The sequence below is a fragment of the Microbacterium sp. 05N427 genome, from assembly GCF_056397105.1.
In genome coordinates this window covers 16,969-32,500 of record NZ_JBFTMT010000004.1, presented here as the reverse complement: position 1 = coordinate 32,500, position 15,532 = coordinate 16,969, and the positions used below count along the sequence as shown (strand labels likewise).

General features: G+C 69.1%; 14 protein-coding genes and 1 tRNA gene. 8 read left to right on the top strand and 7 right to left on the bottom strand.

What is annotated here, in order from left to right:
• Positions 1 to 51: 51 nt before the first annotated feature.
• The 4 genes from pyk to AC1DG4_RS05135 all read left to right on the top strand — a co-directional run bounded on the left by pyk (position 52) and on the right by AC1DG4_RS05135 (position 2,925).
• Complete coding sequence (gene pyk / locus AC1DG4_RS05150; RefSeq protein ID WP_477381806.1) at positions 52 to 1,497, top strand: pyruvate kinase; 1,446 nt, start codon at positions 52 to 54, stop codon at positions 1,495 to 1,497.
• A gap of 75 nt (positions 1,498 to 1,572) precedes the next feature.
• Positions 1,573 to 1,658 (top strand) — tRNA-Leu (locus tag AC1DG4_RS05145).
• A 93-nt stretch (positions 1,659 to 1,751) separates the two neighbouring features.
• Positions 1,752 to 2,369 (top strand): ANTAR domain-containing response regulator, encoded by a 618-nt coding sequence (locus AC1DG4_RS05140; RefSeq protein WP_045252013.1) that lies wholly within the window; start codon positions 1,752 to 1,754, stop codon positions 2,367 to 2,369.
• A gap of 4 nt (positions 2,370 to 2,373) precedes the next feature.
• Positions 2,374 to 2,925 (top strand): GNAT family N-acetyltransferase, encoded by a 552-nt coding sequence (locus tag AC1DG4_RS05135; RefSeq protein WP_477381807.1) that lies wholly within the window; start codon positions 2,374 to 2,376, stop codon positions 2,923 to 2,925.
• Positions 2,926 to 2,929: 4 nt separating this feature from the next.
• Here AC1DG4_RS05135 and AC1DG4_RS05130 read toward each other — a convergent pair whose 3' ends face one another.
• A complete protein-coding gene (locus AC1DG4_RS05130) occupies positions 2,930 to 3,304 on the bottom strand; it encodes a hotdog fold thioesterase (RefSeq protein ID WP_477381837.1) in 375 nt (124 codons plus the stop codon).
• Positions 3,305 to 3,422: 118 nt separating this feature from the next.
• Between AC1DG4_RS05130 and polA the strand changes: the two genes are divergently transcribed.
• The 4 genes from polA (at position 3,423) to AC1DG4_RS05110 (ending at position 9,754) form a co-directional block, all read left to right on the top strand.
• Positions 3,423 to 6,056 (top strand): DNA polymerase I, encoded by a 2,634-nt coding sequence (gene polA / locus AC1DG4_RS05125; RefSeq protein ID WP_477421113.1) that lies wholly within the window; start codon positions 3,423 to 3,425, stop codon positions 6,054 to 6,056.
• 94 nt (positions 6,057 to 6,150) lie between these two features.
• The gene (locus tag AC1DG4_RS05120) at positions 6,151 to 7,836 is read left to right on the top strand and encodes a DUF885 domain-containing protein (protein WP_477381809.1); all 1,686 of its coding nucleotides are present in this window, start codon (positions 6,151 to 6,153) and stop codon (positions 7,834 to 7,836) included.
• Between the two features lie 84 nt (positions 7,837 to 7,920).
• A complete protein-coding gene (locus AC1DG4_RS05115) occupies positions 7,921 to 8,955 on the top strand; it encodes an LLM class flavin-dependent oxidoreductase (protein WP_477381810.1) in 1,035 nt (344 codons plus the stop codon).
• Between the two features lie 31 nt (positions 8,956 to 8,986).
• The gene (locus AC1DG4_RS05110; protein WP_477421112.1) at positions 8,987 to 9,754 is read left to right on the top strand and encodes an SGNH/GDSL hydrolase family protein; all 768 of its coding nucleotides are present in this window, start codon (positions 8,987 to 8,989) and stop codon (positions 9,752 to 9,754) included.
• Between the two features lie 39 nt (positions 9,755 to 9,793).
• Here the strand turns inward: AC1DG4_RS05110 and AC1DG4_RS05105 are convergent, their stop codons facing one another.
• The 6 genes from AC1DG4_RS05105 to AC1DG4_RS05080 form a co-directional block, all read right to left on the bottom strand.
• Positions 9,794 to 10,531 (bottom strand): amino acid ABC transporter ATP-binding protein, encoded by a 738-nt coding sequence (locus AC1DG4_RS05105; protein ID WP_477381812.1) that lies wholly within the window; start codon positions 10,529 to 10,531, stop codon positions 9,794 to 9,796.
• Positions 10,528 to 11,394, bottom strand: coding sequence for an amino acid ABC transporter permease (locus tag AC1DG4_RS05100; RefSeq protein ID WP_477381813.1), 867 nt, complete (start codon positions 11,392 to 11,394; stop codon positions 10,528 to 10,530). The genes AC1DG4_RS05105 and AC1DG4_RS05100 overlap by 4 nt, the downstream gene beginning before the upstream one ends.
• The gene (locus AC1DG4_RS05095; RefSeq protein ID WP_477381814.1) at positions 11,391 to 12,251 is read right to left on the bottom strand and encodes an ABC transporter substrate-binding protein; all 861 of its coding nucleotides are present in this window, start codon (positions 12,249 to 12,251) and stop codon (positions 11,391 to 11,393) included. Before AC1DG4_RS05095 ends, AC1DG4_RS05100 begins: the two co-directional genes overlap by 4 nt.
• Before the next feature lie 62 nt (positions 12,252 to 12,313).
• On the bottom strand, positions 12,314 to 12,745 hold the full coding sequence (locus AC1DG4_RS05090) for a cupin domain-containing protein (protein WP_477381815.1): 432 nt from the start codon (positions 12,743 to 12,745) through the stop codon (positions 12,314 to 12,316).
• Between the two features lie 23 nt (positions 12,746 to 12,768).
• Positions 12,769 to 14,052 (bottom strand): amidohydrolase family protein, encoded by a 1,284-nt coding sequence (locus AC1DG4_RS05085; protein WP_477421111.1) that lies wholly within the window; start codon positions 14,050 to 14,052, stop codon positions 12,769 to 12,771.
• Positions 14,049 to 15,488 carry an adenosylhomocysteinase gene (locus AC1DG4_RS05080; RefSeq protein ID WP_477421110.1) on the bottom strand — a complete coding sequence of 480 codons (1,440 nt, stop codon included), beginning with the start codon at positions 15,486 to 15,488 and terminating at the stop codon, positions 14,049 to 14,051. Before AC1DG4_RS05080 ends, AC1DG4_RS05085 begins: the two co-directional genes overlap by 4 nt.
• Positions 15,489 to 15,532 lie beyond the last annotated feature (44 nt).

The following is a 15,532-nucleotide window of genomic DNA, read 5'->3' as shown; positions in this document are numbered from 1 at the left end:
CCGGCAGCGTGGCCCTTTATTCCATCCCCCTGACATTTATCGGAGAACGCATTGAGACGTGCCAAAATCGTGGCCACACTCGGCCCCGCAACCTCGACGTATGAGACAGTGCGGGCCCTCATCGATGCGGGCGTCGACGTCGCCCGACTGAACCTCAGCCACGGGGACTACTCCGTGCACGAGAACAACTACGCCAACGTCCGCCGCGCCGCGGAGGACTCCGGCCGTGCGGTCGCCGTCCTCGTCGACCTGCAGGGCCCGAAGATCCGTCTCGGCAAGTTCGAGGCCGGTCCCTACGAGCTCGCCGTCGGCGACATCTTCAAGATCACGACCGAGGACATCCTCGGCAACAAGGAGATCTGCGGGACGACCTTCAAGGGCCTCCCGCAGGACGTCAAGCCGGGCGACTTCCTGCTCATCGACGACGGCAAGGTCCGCGTCGAGGTCGAGGAGACCGACGGCACCGTCGTCACCACCCGCGTGATCGTGGCCGGCGCGGTGTCCAACAACAAGGGCATCAACCTGCCGGGCGTCGCCGTCAGCGTCCCCGCGCTGAGCGAGAAGGACGAGGACGACCTCCGCTGGGGTCTGCGCATCGGCGCCGACCTCATCGCACTGTCGTTCGTCCGCGATGCGACCGACGTCACCCGCGTGCACGAGATCATGGCCGAGGAGGGCGTTCGCGTCCCGGTCATCGCGAAGATCGAGAAGCCGCAGGCCGTGGACAACCTCGAGAGCATCGTCGACGCGTTCGACGGCATCATGGTCGCCCGCGGCGACCTCGGCGTGGAGTTGCCTCTGGAGGCCGTCCCGATCGTGCAGAAGCGGGCCGTCGAACTCGCGCGCCGCATGGCGAAGCCCGTCATCGTGGCGACCCAGATGCTCGAGTCGATGATCTCCAGCCCGGTACCGACGCGCGCCGAGACCTCGGACGTCGCCAACGCCGTCCTCGACGGCGCCGACGCCGTCATGCTCTCCGGCGAGACCAGCGTGGGGGAGTACCCCGTCATCGTCGTCGAGACCATGGCGCGGATCATCGAGTCCACCGAGGACCACGGGCTCGAGCGCATCCACCCGCTGACCACGAAGCCGCGCACCCAGGGCGGAGCCATCACGCTCGCCGCCCTCGAGGTCGCCGAGTTCGTCGAGGCGAAGTACCTCTGCGTGTTCACGCAGTCCGGCGATTCGGCGCGACGCCTGTCGCGGCTGCGCTCGCGCATCCCGATGCTCGCGTACACGCCTGACCCGGCCATCCGCCGCCGCCTGGCCGTCACCTGGGGTGTCCGCACGAGCCTCGTGAACTTCGTGCCGCACACCGACATGATGTTCCACCAGGTCGACGAGCACCTGCTCGGATCCGGCCTGGCAGAGGTGGGCGACAAGGTCGTGGTCATCTCCGGATCCCCTCCCGGGATCATCGGATCCACGAACGACCTGCGCATCCACCGGGTCGGCGACACCGTTCAGGGTGCCGCTCCGGCCTACCAGGTCAAGTAGGACGCGCGCACGAGGGCCGGTTCCCCGAGGGGACCGGCCCTCGTCGTGTCTCCGGGTGCGCTACAGTCGATCCGGGCCGGCGTGGCGGAATGGCAGACGCGGAGCACTCAAAATGCTTTGTCCGAAAGGACGTGTGGGTTCGAGTCCCACCGCCGGCACCAAGAGCGTTGCGGGGCGGCCGCCAGGCCGTTCCGCAACGCCCGCAGCACCCGTGGTTCACAAGATCCGAAACTCCAGTCCAGTAGGATGGATCCGTGACTGAAGAGCAGCAGCCTGAGCAGCCCGCCTCGTCCGCTCCGCGACGCGTCGTCGTCGCCGAGGACGAGTCGCTGATCCGCCTCGACATCGTCGAGATCCTCCGCGACAACGGCTTCGACGTGGTCGGTGAGGCCGGCGACGGAGAGACCGCGGTGCAGCTGGCCACCGAACTGCGCCCCGACCTCGTCATCATGGACGTGAAGATGCCCCAGCTGGATGGCATCAGCGCCGCCGAGAAGCTGCACAAGGGCAACATCGCCCCCGTCGTGCTGCTCACCGCCTTCAGCCAGAAGGAGCTCGTCGAGCGCGCGAGCGAGGCCGGCGCGCTGGCCTACGTGGTCAAGCCGTTCACCCCGAACGACCTCCTGCCGGCGATCGAGATCGCCCTCGCGCGCCACGAGCAGATCATCACGCTCGAGGCCGAGGTCGCCGACATGGTCGAGCGCTTCGAGACCCGCAAGCTCGTCGACCGCGCCAAGGGGCTGTTGAACGAGAAGATGGGCCTCTCGGAGCCCGAGGCGTTCCGCTGGATCCAGAAGGCGTCGATGGACCGTCGCCTCACGATGCAGGACGTGGCGAAGGCGATCATCGAGCAGCTGGCTCCGAAGAAGTAGCGGCGTGGATCTCGGCGACGGGATCCTGTTCCGTCCGCTTCTGGCCGGCGACGGCGAGGAACTCGCGGCGGCGTACACCCGCAACCGCGCGCACCTCGAGCCGTGGGAGCCGCTGCGCTCCGAGGAGTTCTTCACCGCCGCACGTCAGCACCAGCTGATCGCCGAGGCGCTGAGGGCCGTCGTGGACGGTCGCAGCGCCTCATACGTGCTCGCAGACGGTGAGCGCCGCATCGTCGGGCGGGTGAACCTCAGCGACATCGTCCGCGGCGCGCTCTGGAGCGCGCATCTCGGCTACTGGATCGACCGGGGGCTCGCGGGCCGAGGCCTCATGCGCCGAGCAGTGGACACGGTCTGCGCGCTCGCGCGCGACGACTTCGGACTCCATCGCGTCCAGGCGGCGACGCTCGTGCACAACGAGGCCTCGCAGCGCGTGCTGCGGGCGACCGGTTTCACGCGGATCGGGTCCGCTCCGCGCTACCTGCGCATCGCAGGGGAATGGCAGGACCACGTGCTCTTCCAGCGGATCCTGGAAGACGCTCCCGGGAGCGGCGCCTGACAGGTCAGGCGCCGGGCAGATCCTTGATCATGTTCGTGATGCGGATGGTCGAGCAACGTCGGCCCTGATCGTCGCTGACGGCGATCTCGTGCACGGTGACGCTGCGGCCGAGGTGGATCGGCGTGCACACGCCGGTGACGACGCCGCTCGTCGCGGAGCGCGTGTGGGTGGCGTTGATGTCGACGCCCACCGCGAGCCGCCCCGGCCCGGCGTGCAGGTTCGCCGCCATCGAGCCCAGGGACTCGCCGAGCACCACGTAAGCGCCGCCGTGCATGAGGCCGACCGGCTGCGTGTTGCCCTCGACGGGCATCGTGGCGACGCAGCGATCCACCGAGAACTCGAGCCAGCTCAGGCCCATCTTCTCGGCGAGAGCACCCATGCCGCGCTCGATCGCCCACTCCAGTCCGGGGCTCTTCCGCGCGGTGCTCGCGTCGACCTGCTCGCTCACGCGGGTCCTCCTCGATTCGATGTCCGCCGGGGTCGTTAGGCTGGAAGTCGTGACGGACTCCGCAAAGCCTACCCTCATGGTCGTCGACGGCCATTCGCTCGCATACCGGGCCTTCTTCGCCCTTCCGGTCGATAACTTCACCACGAAGGACAACCAGCACACGAACGCCATCTACGGCTTCCTGTCGATGCTGGTGAACCTCATCAAGGCGGAGCGCCCGACCCACTTGGCGATCGCCTTCGACACCTCGCGGCACTCGTTCCGCACCGACGAATACCCGGAGTACAAGGCCACGCGCTCGGAGACGCCGTCGGAGTTCCGCGGGCAGATCCCGCTGCTTCAGGACTGCCTCGCGGCGATGTCGATCCCTGTGCTCACGAAGGAGGGCATCGAGGCCGACGATATCCTCGCGACGCTCTCCGCCCAGGGCTCGGCGCAGGGCTTCGACGTCCTCGTCGTCTCCGGCGACCGCGACACGATCCAGCTCGTGAACGACCAGGTCACCCTGCTCTACCCGAATGTGCAGGGCGTCTCGCAGCTCAAGCGGTACGACCCGATCGCCGTGCAGGAGCGGTACGGCGTGCGGCCCGAGCAGTATCCCGACATCGCCGCGCTCGTGGGCGAGACCAGCGACAACCTGCCCGGCGTGCCGAAGGTGGGTGAGAAGACCGCCGTGAAGTGGCTCACCCAGTTCGGATCGCTCGACGAGCTGCTCGAGCGATCGGGCGAGATCAAGGGCGTCGTGGGCGGAAACCTGCGTGAGCACATCGAGGACGTCCGCCGGAACCGCAGGCTGAACCGCCTCCTGCAGGACGTGGAACTCCCGGTCGGCCCCGCCGACCTCGAGACGCGCCCGATGGACGCGCAGGCCGTGCGCGACATCTTCGCGCGCCTCGAATTCCGCACGCTGCTGCCACGCGTCTTCGAGGCCGTCGGCGAGGACGCTCCCGAAGAGGAGCACGTCGCCACGGTCGCCGTCCCCGCCGCAGCCGAGCTCGCGGCGGAGGGCGTCGCCACCTGGCTGAAGACCGCCACCGGTGATGTCGCGGTCGAGGTGACCAGCGCCGGCGGTCTGYCGCAGCGCGTGGGGCTCGCGCACGGCGACGATCTGGTCGAGCTTTCGTGGTCCCCGCAGGTGCAGGCCGCCCTGGCGGACTGGCTCGCGTCGGACGCGCCGAAGATCCTCCACGACGCGAAGCCGCAGGTGAAGGCACTGCACACCGCGGGCGTGCGTGTCGGCGGACTGGCCTACGACACCAACCTCGCCGGCTGGCTGCTGCGTCCGAGCTACCCCGACAAGACGCTCGCGGATCTCGTGGACCGCTACCTGGGCGAGAAGCTCCCCGAGGCGGATCCGACTCAGCTCGTGCCCGAGACCGAGGGCGCCTCGCCCGCGCAGATCGCCTGGTTCGCGGCGCGCGTCGCCACTGCTCTCCGTGCGGATGTGCCGGAGAGCGTCGATCGGGTGCTCCGCGAGATCGAGCTGCCGACCCTCATCACGCTCGCCGACATGGAGCTCGCGGGCGTCGCGGTCTCGCACGAGATCCTCTCCGGCTTCTCGCAGGAGCTGGGGGAGCGCGCGAGCCGTATCGCCGAGGAGTCCTTCGCGATCATCGAGCGCGAGGTGAACCTCGGCTCGCCCAAGCAGCTGCAGGAGGTGCTGTTCGAGCAGCTCGAGCTGCCGAAGACGCGCAAGACCAAGACCGGCTACTCGACCGACGCGGCCGTGCTCGCCGATCTGCAGGAGAGCAACCCGCATCCGTTCCTCGATCTGCTGCTGCAGCACCGCGAGGCCACGAAGCTCCGGCAGATCATCGAGTCGCTCGACACGGCGATCCGCGCCGATCACCGTGTCCACACGACCTACGTGCAGACGGGCAGTCAGACCGGCCGACTGAGCAGCACAGACCCCAACCTCCAGAACATCCCGGTACGCACCGAGGAGTCCCGGCGGATCCGCAGCGCCTTCCAGGTCGGAGAGGGCTACGAAACCCTCCTCACCGCGGACTACTCGCAGATCGAGATGCGCATCATGGCGCACCTCTCCGGTGACGAGGGCCTCATCGAGGCCTTCAATTCGGGGGAGGACCTGCACCGTTTCGTGGGCGCGCGCGTCTTCGGCGTCGAGCCGGAGGAGGTCACGTCCGCCATGCGCACCAAGGTCAAGGCGATGTCCTACGGCCTGGTCTACGGGCTCAGCGCCTTCGGCCTGTCCAAGCAGCTGCGCATCGAGCAGTCCGAGGCGAAGCAGCTCATGATGGAGTACTTCGCCCGTTTCGGCGCCGTGCGCGACTACCTGCGTGCCTCCGTGCTCGCGGCGAAGGAGGTCGGCTACACCGAGACGATCTTCGGACGCCGTCGTCCTTTCCCCGATCTCGTCAGCCCCAACCGCGTGCTCCGCGAGAACGCCGAGCGCGCGGCGCTCAACGCCCCCATCCAGGGCAGCGCCGCCGACATCATGAAGATCGCGCTGTTCCGGATCCACGCGGATCTCGTCGACGAGGGTCTCGCGTCGAGGGTGCTGCTGCAGATCCACGACGAACTCGTGGTCGAGGTCGCTCCGGGGGAGTGGGACGCGACAGAGCGCATCGTGCGCGAGCGCATGGGCGGGGCAGCCGAGTTGTCAGTTCCGCTCGACGTGCAGGTCGGCCGCGGCGGCGACTGGAACGAGGCAGCGCACTGACACGTCGAGCCGTGATGGGCCTCGCTTCAGGACCCGCCCTTCGGGGACGCGTCGTTCCATGGAGCGGGGCCTGTTCCATGGATAGRCTCAGGGGATGACCGCAGAGCAGCCCACGACGCGCACGCCGTCCACCATCGATCAGATCGCGGAAGGCTGGGTCGACACTCTCGCCGAGCTCTCGCCGATCCTCGGCACCTACATCGGCCGCAACGAGGTCAACGGCCGGCTCGACGACTTCAGCCCCGCCGGACACGAGCACGCGATCGCGGAGACCCGCCGTGTTCTTGCGGAGCTCGACGCGCAGGAGCCCGTCGACGAGATCGACCGCGTCACCAAGACGGATCTCTCCTCCGAGCTCCGGCTCTCGATCGAGCAGCACGATGCGCAGTGGCACCTCCGCGACCTCAACGTCATCGCTTCCGCCGCGCAGGACGTGCGCCAGGCCTTCGATCTCATGCCGACGGCAACGGCCGACGACTGGAGCGTCATCGCCGAACGCCTCGGTGCGGTCCCCGCCGCACTGGAGGGCTATGTCGAGACGCTCCGAGAGGGCATCGCGAAGGGCGTCGTGCCTGCGCGGCGCCAGGTCGTCGAGGTCGCGACGCAGATCGCCCGTTACACCGCGGACGACGGCTTCTTCGCCGCATTCGTCGCCGATGCCGCGACCGACGAGGGACAGCTGCCCGCGAGCCTCGCCCGCGACCTCGCCGACCGCTCCGCCGCCGCCCGCGTCGCCTACGACGGACTGCGCTCGTTCCTCAGTGCGGAGCTCGCACCCGTCGCAGGTGATCAGGACGCTGTGGGGCGCGAGCTGTACGCCCTTGCCTCGCGCCGGTTCCTCGGCGCCACGATCGACATCGACGAGACGTACGAGTGGGGCCGTGAAGAACTCGCCCGCATGGTGGCCGAGCAGACCGCCATCGCGAACGAGATCCTGCCCGGGTCCACGGTCGAGGAGGCCGTCGCACATCTGGAGGCGGATCCCGCGCGCAAGCTCGTGGGCACGGAGGCGCTGCAGCGCTGGATGCAGGAGACCAGCGACCGGGCCATCGCCGAACTCGGCGCCTCGCACTTCGACATCCCCGAGCAGATCCGCGAGCTCGAGTGCATGATCGCGCCGACCCAGGAAGGCGGGATCTACTACACGGGCCCGACCGACGACTTCTCCCGCCCTGGCCGCATGTGGTGGTCGGTTCCGGAGGGCGTGACGGAGTTCGACACCTGGCGCGAGCTCACGACCGTCTATCACGAGGGTGTGCCGGGCCATCACCTGCAGATCGCGCAGGCCACGTACAACCGCGCCGAACTGAACACTTGGCGGCGCGTGCTCGCCGGCACCTCGGGCCATGCCGAGGGCTGGGCTCTCTACGCCGAGCGCCTCATGGAGCAGCTCGGATACCTCGACGATCCCGCTGACCGCCTCGGCATGCTGGACGGGCAGCGCATGCGCGCTCTGCGTGTGGTGCTCGACATCGGCGTGCACCTCGGCAAGCCGCGCCTGGACGGCGAAGGCGTGTGGGACCACGACTACGCGCTCGACATGATGCGCCGCAACGTGAACATGTCCGACGAGTTCCGGCAGTTCGAGGTCAACCGCTACCTCGGCTGGCCGGGACAGGCACCGTCGTACAAGGTCGGCCAGCGCATCTGGGAACAGGTCCGCGACGCTGTCAAGGCGCGCGAGGGCGACGCCTTCGACATCAAGGCGTTCCACAAGCGCGCGCTCGACATGGGCGGCGTCGGACTGGACACGCTTCGTAGCGTGTTCCAGGTGGACTGAGCGCCTGTCAGAGCCTGAGAAGGGGTCGCGGGAATGTCCGCGGCCCCTTCTTAGTTCATTCAGGTGAATAGAAAGGGGCCCGGCATGGAGATCGAGTTCGGACTGGACACGTTCGGCGACATCACGGTCGATGCGGAGGGGAACACGCTCAGCGCGGCGCAGACCATCCGCAACATCGTGGAGGAGGCGGCTCTCGCCGATCGCGTAGGGGTCGACTTCTTCGGCGTCGGGGAGCACCACCGACGAGACTTCGCGGTGTCGAGCCCGGAGATGGTGCTGGCGGCGATCGCCTCACGCACCGAGCGCCTCCGCCTGGGAACCGCCGTGACCGTGCTGAGCTCGGACGATCCCGTGCGCGTGTACGAGCGCTTCGCAACGCTCGACGCGCTCTCCGGCGGCCGCGCCGAGGTGGTGCTGGGACGCGGCTCGTTCACGGAGTCCTTCCCGCTGTTCGGCTTCGATCTGCGCGACTACGACCGCCTCTTCGAGGAGAAGCTCGAGCTGTTCGTCGAGCTGCTCAAAGAGACGCCCGTGAACTGGCAGGGGACGGTCCGCCCGCCGCTCGAGAATGCGGAGGTGTTCCCGAAGACCGCGAACGGCATGCGCACCTGGGTGGGCGTCGGCGGATCGCCGGAGTCGGTCGTGCGCGTCGCTCGTCATGGCCTCGGGCTCATGCTGGCGATCATCGGAGGACCGGCTGCGCGATTCCGCTCGTTCGTCGATCTGTATCACCGCTCGGTCGATGCCTTCGGGAATCCGGCGCTCCCGGTGGCCGTGCACTCACCGGGGCACGTTGCGGACACCGACGAGGAAGCCTGGTCCACCGCCTACCCGGGGTTCGAGACCATGCGTAACACGATCGGGGCGGAGCGCGGCTGGGGCACGGGGTACAGCCGGGCCCAGTTCCAGAACGAGGTGGGGCCGGAAGGCGCCGTGTACGCCGGATCGCCGGCCCGCGTCGCCGCCAAGATCGCCGACACGGTCCGGACCCTCGGCCTCGGCCGTTTCGACCTCAAGTACGCCACTGGCACGACGTCGCATGAGGCACTCATGCGCAGCATCGAGCTCTACGGCACCGAGGTGATCCCGCGGGTGCGGAAGCTGCTCGCGGAGGACTGATGGTGTGCTGGTGTCGTCGTAGGCTGAGGGGATGAGTGCTGTCCGCTACGTCGCCATCGGAGACTCCTTCAGCGAGGRTGTCGGTGACGAACTGCCCGACGGTACTGTCCGAGGCTGGGCCGATCTCGCGGCGATGGGGTGGGCCGAGGCGATCGGCGAGCCGATCTCGTACGCGAACCTCGCGATCCGCGGGCGCCTGGCCTGGCCGGTGGTGGAGGAGCAGCTCGAGCCCGCCCTCGCCTTGAAGCCGACGCACCTGTCCTTCAACGCCGGCGGCAACGACATGCTGCGCCCGAAGGCGGACATCGAGCACATCGCCGACGCATTCACGCGTGTGCTGCGCCGATGCGACGAGGCCGGGGCCATCCTCATCGTGCTTTCCGGCGCGAACCCCTCGGCGCAGTTGCCGCTGACGTCGCTCATCCAGCGGAGGGGCGACGAGCTGTCCGCCGCGGTGCTCCGCAGGATCCAGGATCGCCACGACGTGCTGCAGGCTCTGAACTGGCCCGATCGCGAGCTCAGCAGGCCCGAGTACTGGGCGGAGGACCGCTTGCACATGAACGCGAACGGTCATCACCGCGTCGCCGCACGAGTTCTCGACGCCGTCGGCGCCGGAGCTCCGGAGGAGTGGTGGCATGCTCGCGAGGTGCCGGAAGAGGAACCGCTCAGCACCGCCGCGTATTACCGACGGCATGTCGGCCCGTGGATCAAGCGCCGAGTGACGCGGCGCTCTTCCGGTGACGGCCGCCGGCCTAAGTTCGCCGAGTGGACCGAGATCCGCCCGTCATCTGCAGGCTGAGCAGGCCCTACGGAAGGCCGCTCAACCAGCGAGGGACCTTCAGTGCGGCACTCGGGCGAGGAACTCCGCCGTTGCGGGATGCTGCGGCGCGTCGAAGATCTGCTGCGGCGGCCCCTGCTCGACGAGCACCCCGTCCTTGAGGAAGACGACCCTGTCGGCGACCTCGCGCGCGAAGGACATCTCGTGCGTTGCCATGAGGATCGTCGTGCCGCGGCCCTTGAGCTCGCGGACCAGATCGAGGACCTCACCGACGAGCTGCGGGTCGAGCGCGCTCGTGATCTCGTCCAGAAGCAGCAGCTCGGGATCCGTGAGGATCGCGCGCACGATCGCGACGCGCTGCTGCTGTCCGCCGGACAGGCGGTCCGGGTACGCATCGGCCTTGTCCCCGAGACCCAACGTCGTCAGCAGTTCGCGGCCCCGCCGGGCCGCTTCGGCCTTCGGCAACCGATGCACACGGCGGGCTGCGAGCGTGACGTTGTCGAGCACGGTGAGGTGCGGGAACAGGTTGAAGTGCTGGAACACGACCCCGATCCGCGCGCGGATCTCATCCGCGTCGATCCGGGGATCCGTGATGTCCGTCCCGGAGAGCAGGATCTGCCCGTCGTCGACGCGCTCGATGAGATTCATCGTGCGCAGCAACGTGGACTTACCGGATCCCGATGCGCCGATGAGCACGACGACCTCGTGGGAGTCCACGGCGAGGTCGATGCCGCGCAGCACGTCGTGGTCACCGAACCGCTTGCGGACTCCGAGCGCCTCGATCACGGGTGCGGTCATACGATCCCTCCGGCCTGCTCGCGCTTGTTGAGACGCGCCGTGACGACGTCGGTGAGCCGGATCATCGGCCAGCTCAGGATCACGAAGAAGAGCCCGGCGACGATGTACGGCGTGAAGTTGAACGTCTCGGCGACCTGCAGCTGTGCCGCGCGGACGGCGTCGATCGCGCCGAGGACCGAGATGAGACCGACGTCCTTCTGCATCGAGACGAAGTCGTTCATGAGTGCGGGGACGACCTTGCGCACACCCTGCGGAATAACCACGATCCGCAGGGTCTGTCCGTGCGTGAGGCCGAGCGAACGAGCCGCGACCCGCTGCGAGGGGTGCACGGCCTCCATGCCGGCGCGGAGCACCTCGGCGACATACGCCGAGTAACTGATGACGAGGGCGATCGTCCCCCAGAACATCGCGGGCATCCGGGGGAAGATCATGAGCGCTGGGATCCCGAAGCCCACCAGATAGAGCACGATCAGCAGTGGCACGCCACGGAAGAAGTCGGTGTATGCCGCGGCGAGCAGGCGCAGCGGGAAGAACACCGGACCGCGAAGCGAGCGCATCACGGCGAGCAGGGTGCCGAGCAGCGCCACACAGACCGCAGAGATCACGAGCACGACGATGTTGAGGAGAAGGCCTTGGAAGATCGGGCCGACGCTCGCGAGGGCGACCTTCGGGTCGAAGAACGTCTCGCGGACGACCTTCCAACCAGGGGTGTTGGCGATCACGACGACGAGCACCGCGGCGACCGCCACGCTGCTCAAGAGCGCGAGCAGGACGGACCGCACCGTCGCCCGGCGTCGGAGCGCGCGGCGGGACAGCTCGAGCGTGCTCGGCTGCCACGACGCGTCGACCAGGGGAGTGGTCACTTCAGGACGGGGACGTTCACGGCCTCGCTGAGCCACTTCTTCTGCAGCTCGGCGATGGTGCCGTTCTTCTGCAGCGTGTCGACGGCCTTCGTGACGGCCGGCGTGAGCGAGGAGTTCTTCGGGAGGACGAAGGCGAACTGGTCGCCGCCCTTGTCGTCGGCGAACTGTCCGACGACTGCGGCGTTATCGAGCTGCGCCCCCGTCACGTAGAACGCGCCGGGCAGATCCGTGATCATCGCGTCGATCTGGCCGCCCTTGAGCGCCTGGACGACGTCGTCGACCGAGTTGAAGACGCTGAGGTCGCCGGTGCCGAGCTGCGCCTTCGCGACGGTGTAGCTCGTCGTGCCGGTCGCGACGCCGACCTTGGCCTTCTTGAGATCCGCGATGCTCGTTGCAGTGGCGGCGGGGGTGCCCTTCGCCGCGACGACCGCCTGCGTGGTCGTGTAGTAGGACGAGGAGAAGTCGACGGCCTTCTTGCGGTCCTCCGAGATCGAGAACTGCTGGATGTTGAGGTCCCAGTCCTTGGGCCCAGGGGCGATCGCGGCGTCGAAGCCGGTGCGCGTCCACTCGATCTGCTTGTCCGAGAAGCCCAGCTCGGCGGCGACGGCGTGGGCGACGGCGCCCTCGAAGCCCTTGCCGTTCGACGGGTCGTTGTCTGCGAACCACGGCTCGTAGTCAGGGTCGCCGGTCGCGATTGTCAGCTTGCCGGCGGTGACGGTCTGCAGGGCAGCACCGGTGGCGTCGGCGCCGGCGGAGGGGGCGGAGGCAGCGGGACCGCTGCAAGCGGCGAGGGAGAGCGCGGCGGCGGCGATCGTCGAGACGAGCGCGACACGGCGCAGAGCGGGTGCGAGGGACACGGAGACTCCTGAGATGCGGGTGCGGGGGCGGACTGGTGTGACTGCAGGCGCAGGTGCCCCGTTCATACCGTAGAGGAATCGACGAGTCGCCAGTCGGCGAAGTCGAAACCCGGCGAAACGAAGCAGGAGACCAGCACCTCGCGGTCATCCAGCGGACGAGCGGCCTGCCACACCCCGGCCGGGACGAGCGCCTGCGCGGCATCCTCGGGGCCGAGCACGATCGTCTCCGCCTCTCCCGGTGCAACGTCGGATCCGCCGAGGCTGAGCTCGAGGCGACCGGGGCCGTGCCAGAGCCAGAGCTCGTCGCTGGTGACGACGTGCCAGGCGCTGGACTCCTCCGGCGTGAGGAGATAGTGGATGCAGGTGGCCGCGGGACGCGTGCCGCCGGCGGTCTCGATCGGATTCGGACTCGTCCAGATACGGCGGAACCAGCCGCCTTCCGGGTGCGGCTCGAGACCGAGGCGGATCGCGGTCGAGGGGACGGGCGCAGTCATGGAGGTCTCCGTTCGCAGACGGGTCAGGGGGTCTCGAAAGCCGTCGTGAAGTGACGGACCTCGCCGGCGATCACCGTCGCGGCGGATCGTCCAGCCCCGGCTTCGACGAGTTCCGCGACCGCATCCGGCCCTGGCGGGACGTCGAAGAACGCGAGATCCGCGAGGGCGCCGAYGGCGAGGTAGCCGGTGCGGTCCGGGCCGACGTCGATCCCCATCGCGTGCGCGCCGCCGAGGGTGGCAGCGTTCAGGAGCCGTGCATGCAGGTCGCGATCGGTGTATCCCTGGGACCGGGCGATGCGCGCGAGCTCCGCGACGTCGGCGAGCAGATCGAGCGAAGGACTCGACGAGAGCGAATCGGTGCCCACGGCGATCGGGTTGCCCTCACGCAGGTAAGCCGCGATCGGTGGTTCCTCCAGCCCGATCACCGCGTTCGAGCGAGGGCACAGCGCGACGCTCGTGTGCCGCTCTCGCAGGATCGCACGGTCGCGGGCACTCATGTAGACCCCGTGCGCGATGTGGCAGTCGGGGCCGAGCACGCCGAGCTGGTCCACGAACTCGGTCGCGCTGGTGCCGAAGCCCGCGTCGCGCAGCTCCTGGAAGCTGGCGAGACCTGCCGTGTGCCAGGCGTGCGCCTGGTCGTGCGCGAACTCGCTCTCGAACGCCGCCTCCCCGAGGTGGATGTGGATTCGGCTGCCGCGCTCGCGGACGATGTCGGGGATCTCCAGCAGGGGCTCGATGTCGAGCGAGTACGGGGCGTGCGGCGACAGCCCGGTGCCGGGGGGCGTGGGCAGCGCATCCAGGGAATCCTCCACTTGGCGGCGACCGGTGCGGGYCCACTCCGCATTGGTCCAGCTCATCACCTCCCAGTAGGTGATCCCGTGCAGGCGGGCCTCGTGCAGGGCGGATGCCGCAGACCGGTCGGTCACGACGTCGGCGGCGGCGGTCGTTCCGGTGCGGATCAGACGCGCCGCGCCGTCGGCCGCGTCCGCAGCCCAGTCCCGCCCGCCCTCGTACACCGGATCGAAGGCGGTGACCCAGTCCTCGAAGCCCTGGTAACGGCCTCGTCCGACCTCCGCCATGCCGGTGTACTGCAGATGGGTGTGCGCGTTGACGAGCCCAGGGATCAGCACGCCGGGCCAGCGCACTTCTGTGGACGCGACGCCTCGGTCAGCGAGGGAGCGCTTCACCCAGGTGCGCTCGCCCACGTGCAGGATCCTGCCGTTCTGCACGGCCACCGCACCGTCGGTGATCGGCGGGGCGGTGATGGGGAAGATCTGTCCCGCGGAGTACAGGGTCACGCCGCTCATACTGCCRCCTCGCGATACCGAGGCGAGCGCCAGTCGTCCTGGGCGCGGAGTTGCGCGTCGCTGCGTACGTCCAGCGATTCGTCGCGAGTAGCCAGCGCAGCGCGCGCGACCGCCTCGTCGGCCTCCGCAGCGAAGGCGTGCACGCCCGCCGGCAAGACCGTGCCGAGCAGCTGCGTCACAGCGGACAGCTGCACCGCGAAGGAGAGGTCCATGATCTCGATCGGATTGCCCTCGGCTGCCGCGAGATTGACGCACCCGCCCCGAGCTACGATGAGCGCGCCCTCACCCGCACGTTCGAGGTGCGGGAGCACAGTGCCGGCGAGCTCGACCTGGTGGAGCCCGGCGAGGTCGATATCGACCTCTCCTGGCACACCGCCGGCGATCGCCACGATCCGCGCCGCACGCAGGACCCCGGCATCGATGGTGTGCGGTGCGCCCGTGGCAGAGATGACCAGAGCGCCGGGCGCGAGGACGTGCAAGCGTCCGGTCGCGTAGCCGTCGTGCGCGGCGCGGAGAGCCCGCACCGGATCGGTCTCCGTGACGCTGACCGTGGCTCCGAGGGCGCGCAGATGCGCGGCGACGCCTTCGCCGACAGGACCGTATCCGACGACGACGGCCGGCTGATCGCGCACGCAGACGCCCGCCGCGTCGAGCACGTCCGCGACGGCGAACACGCAGGACTGGCCGGTGCCGTAGCGGTTGTCGAACGCGGTCTTCATCGGGGCGTCGTTCACGGCGACCACGGGGATCCGCAGCACGCCTTCCGCCGCCATCCGGCGCAGCGGGGTGAGGCCGCTCGTGGTCTCCTCTGCAGCACCCCTGAGGCCGGCGAGGAGCTCCTCTTCGTGGGCGAGCCGGATCAGGTGCGAACCGTCGTCCAGCAGCAGATCGTGGCCGCGACGGAGGAAGGCGACGGCAGCCTCACGTTCGGCCGTCCCGGACAGCGAGGGGTGCCCGTCGACCGGGATCCCTCGTGCGCGCAACGCGGCCGCGACCTCTGGATCGATCTCGTCGGGGTGCGCGTAGACCGCGACTTCCGCGCCCGCATCACGCAGCTGCAGCGCGAGCTGCGCGGTCTTCGGCTCGAGCACCATCGCGATCCCGATCCGGACGCCGCGAACCGTGCCCGCGGATCTCAGCGCCTCGGCGATTCCTCGGGACACGGGCATGTGCGAGCCGGCGAAGTCGATGCGTTCGTCGGCGCTCACGCGCCGTGGCAGCGGTGCGCCGTCGAGAAGGATCTCCGTCGCGGCCCCGGGTGCGAACGCGACCGCGCCCTCGCCGACCCGGGCGCCCAGCCGACCGAGCAGCTTGCGCAGCTCGTCGGCTACGTCGTCGTCCCCGACGACTCTGACGGTGCGGCCGGCCACCAGCAGGTTGGTGTCACGGGCGAACCGGCGCACGAGTCGTTCGGCGATCAGGAGGGCGTCGGGCACCCGTTCAGCGTAGACGTTTCGGGGCCCGCTGCTCCGCCGTGCGA

Coding starts and splice junctions, on each gene's coding strand:
- AC1DG4_RS05130 (WP_477381837.1), bottom strand. CDS start 3,304: ATGGGTGCTCTCGCCGAGAAGATGGGCCTGAGCTGGCTCGAGTTCTCG.
- AC1DG4_RS05120 (WP_477381809.1), top strand. CDS start 6,151: ATGACCGCAGAGCAGCCCACGACGCGCACGCCGTCCACCATCGATCAG.
- AC1DG4_RS05115 (WP_477381810.1), top strand. CDS start 7,921: ATGGAGATCGAGTTCGGACTGGACACGTTCGGCGACATCACGGTCGAT.
- AC1DG4_RS05105 (WP_477381812.1), bottom strand. CDS start 10,531: ATGACCGCACCCGTGATCGAGGCGCTCGGAGTCCGCAAGCGGTTCGGT.
- AC1DG4_RS05090 (WP_477381815.1), bottom strand. CDS start 12,745: ATGACTGCGCCCGTCCCCTCGACCGCGATCCGCCTCGGTCTCGAGCCG.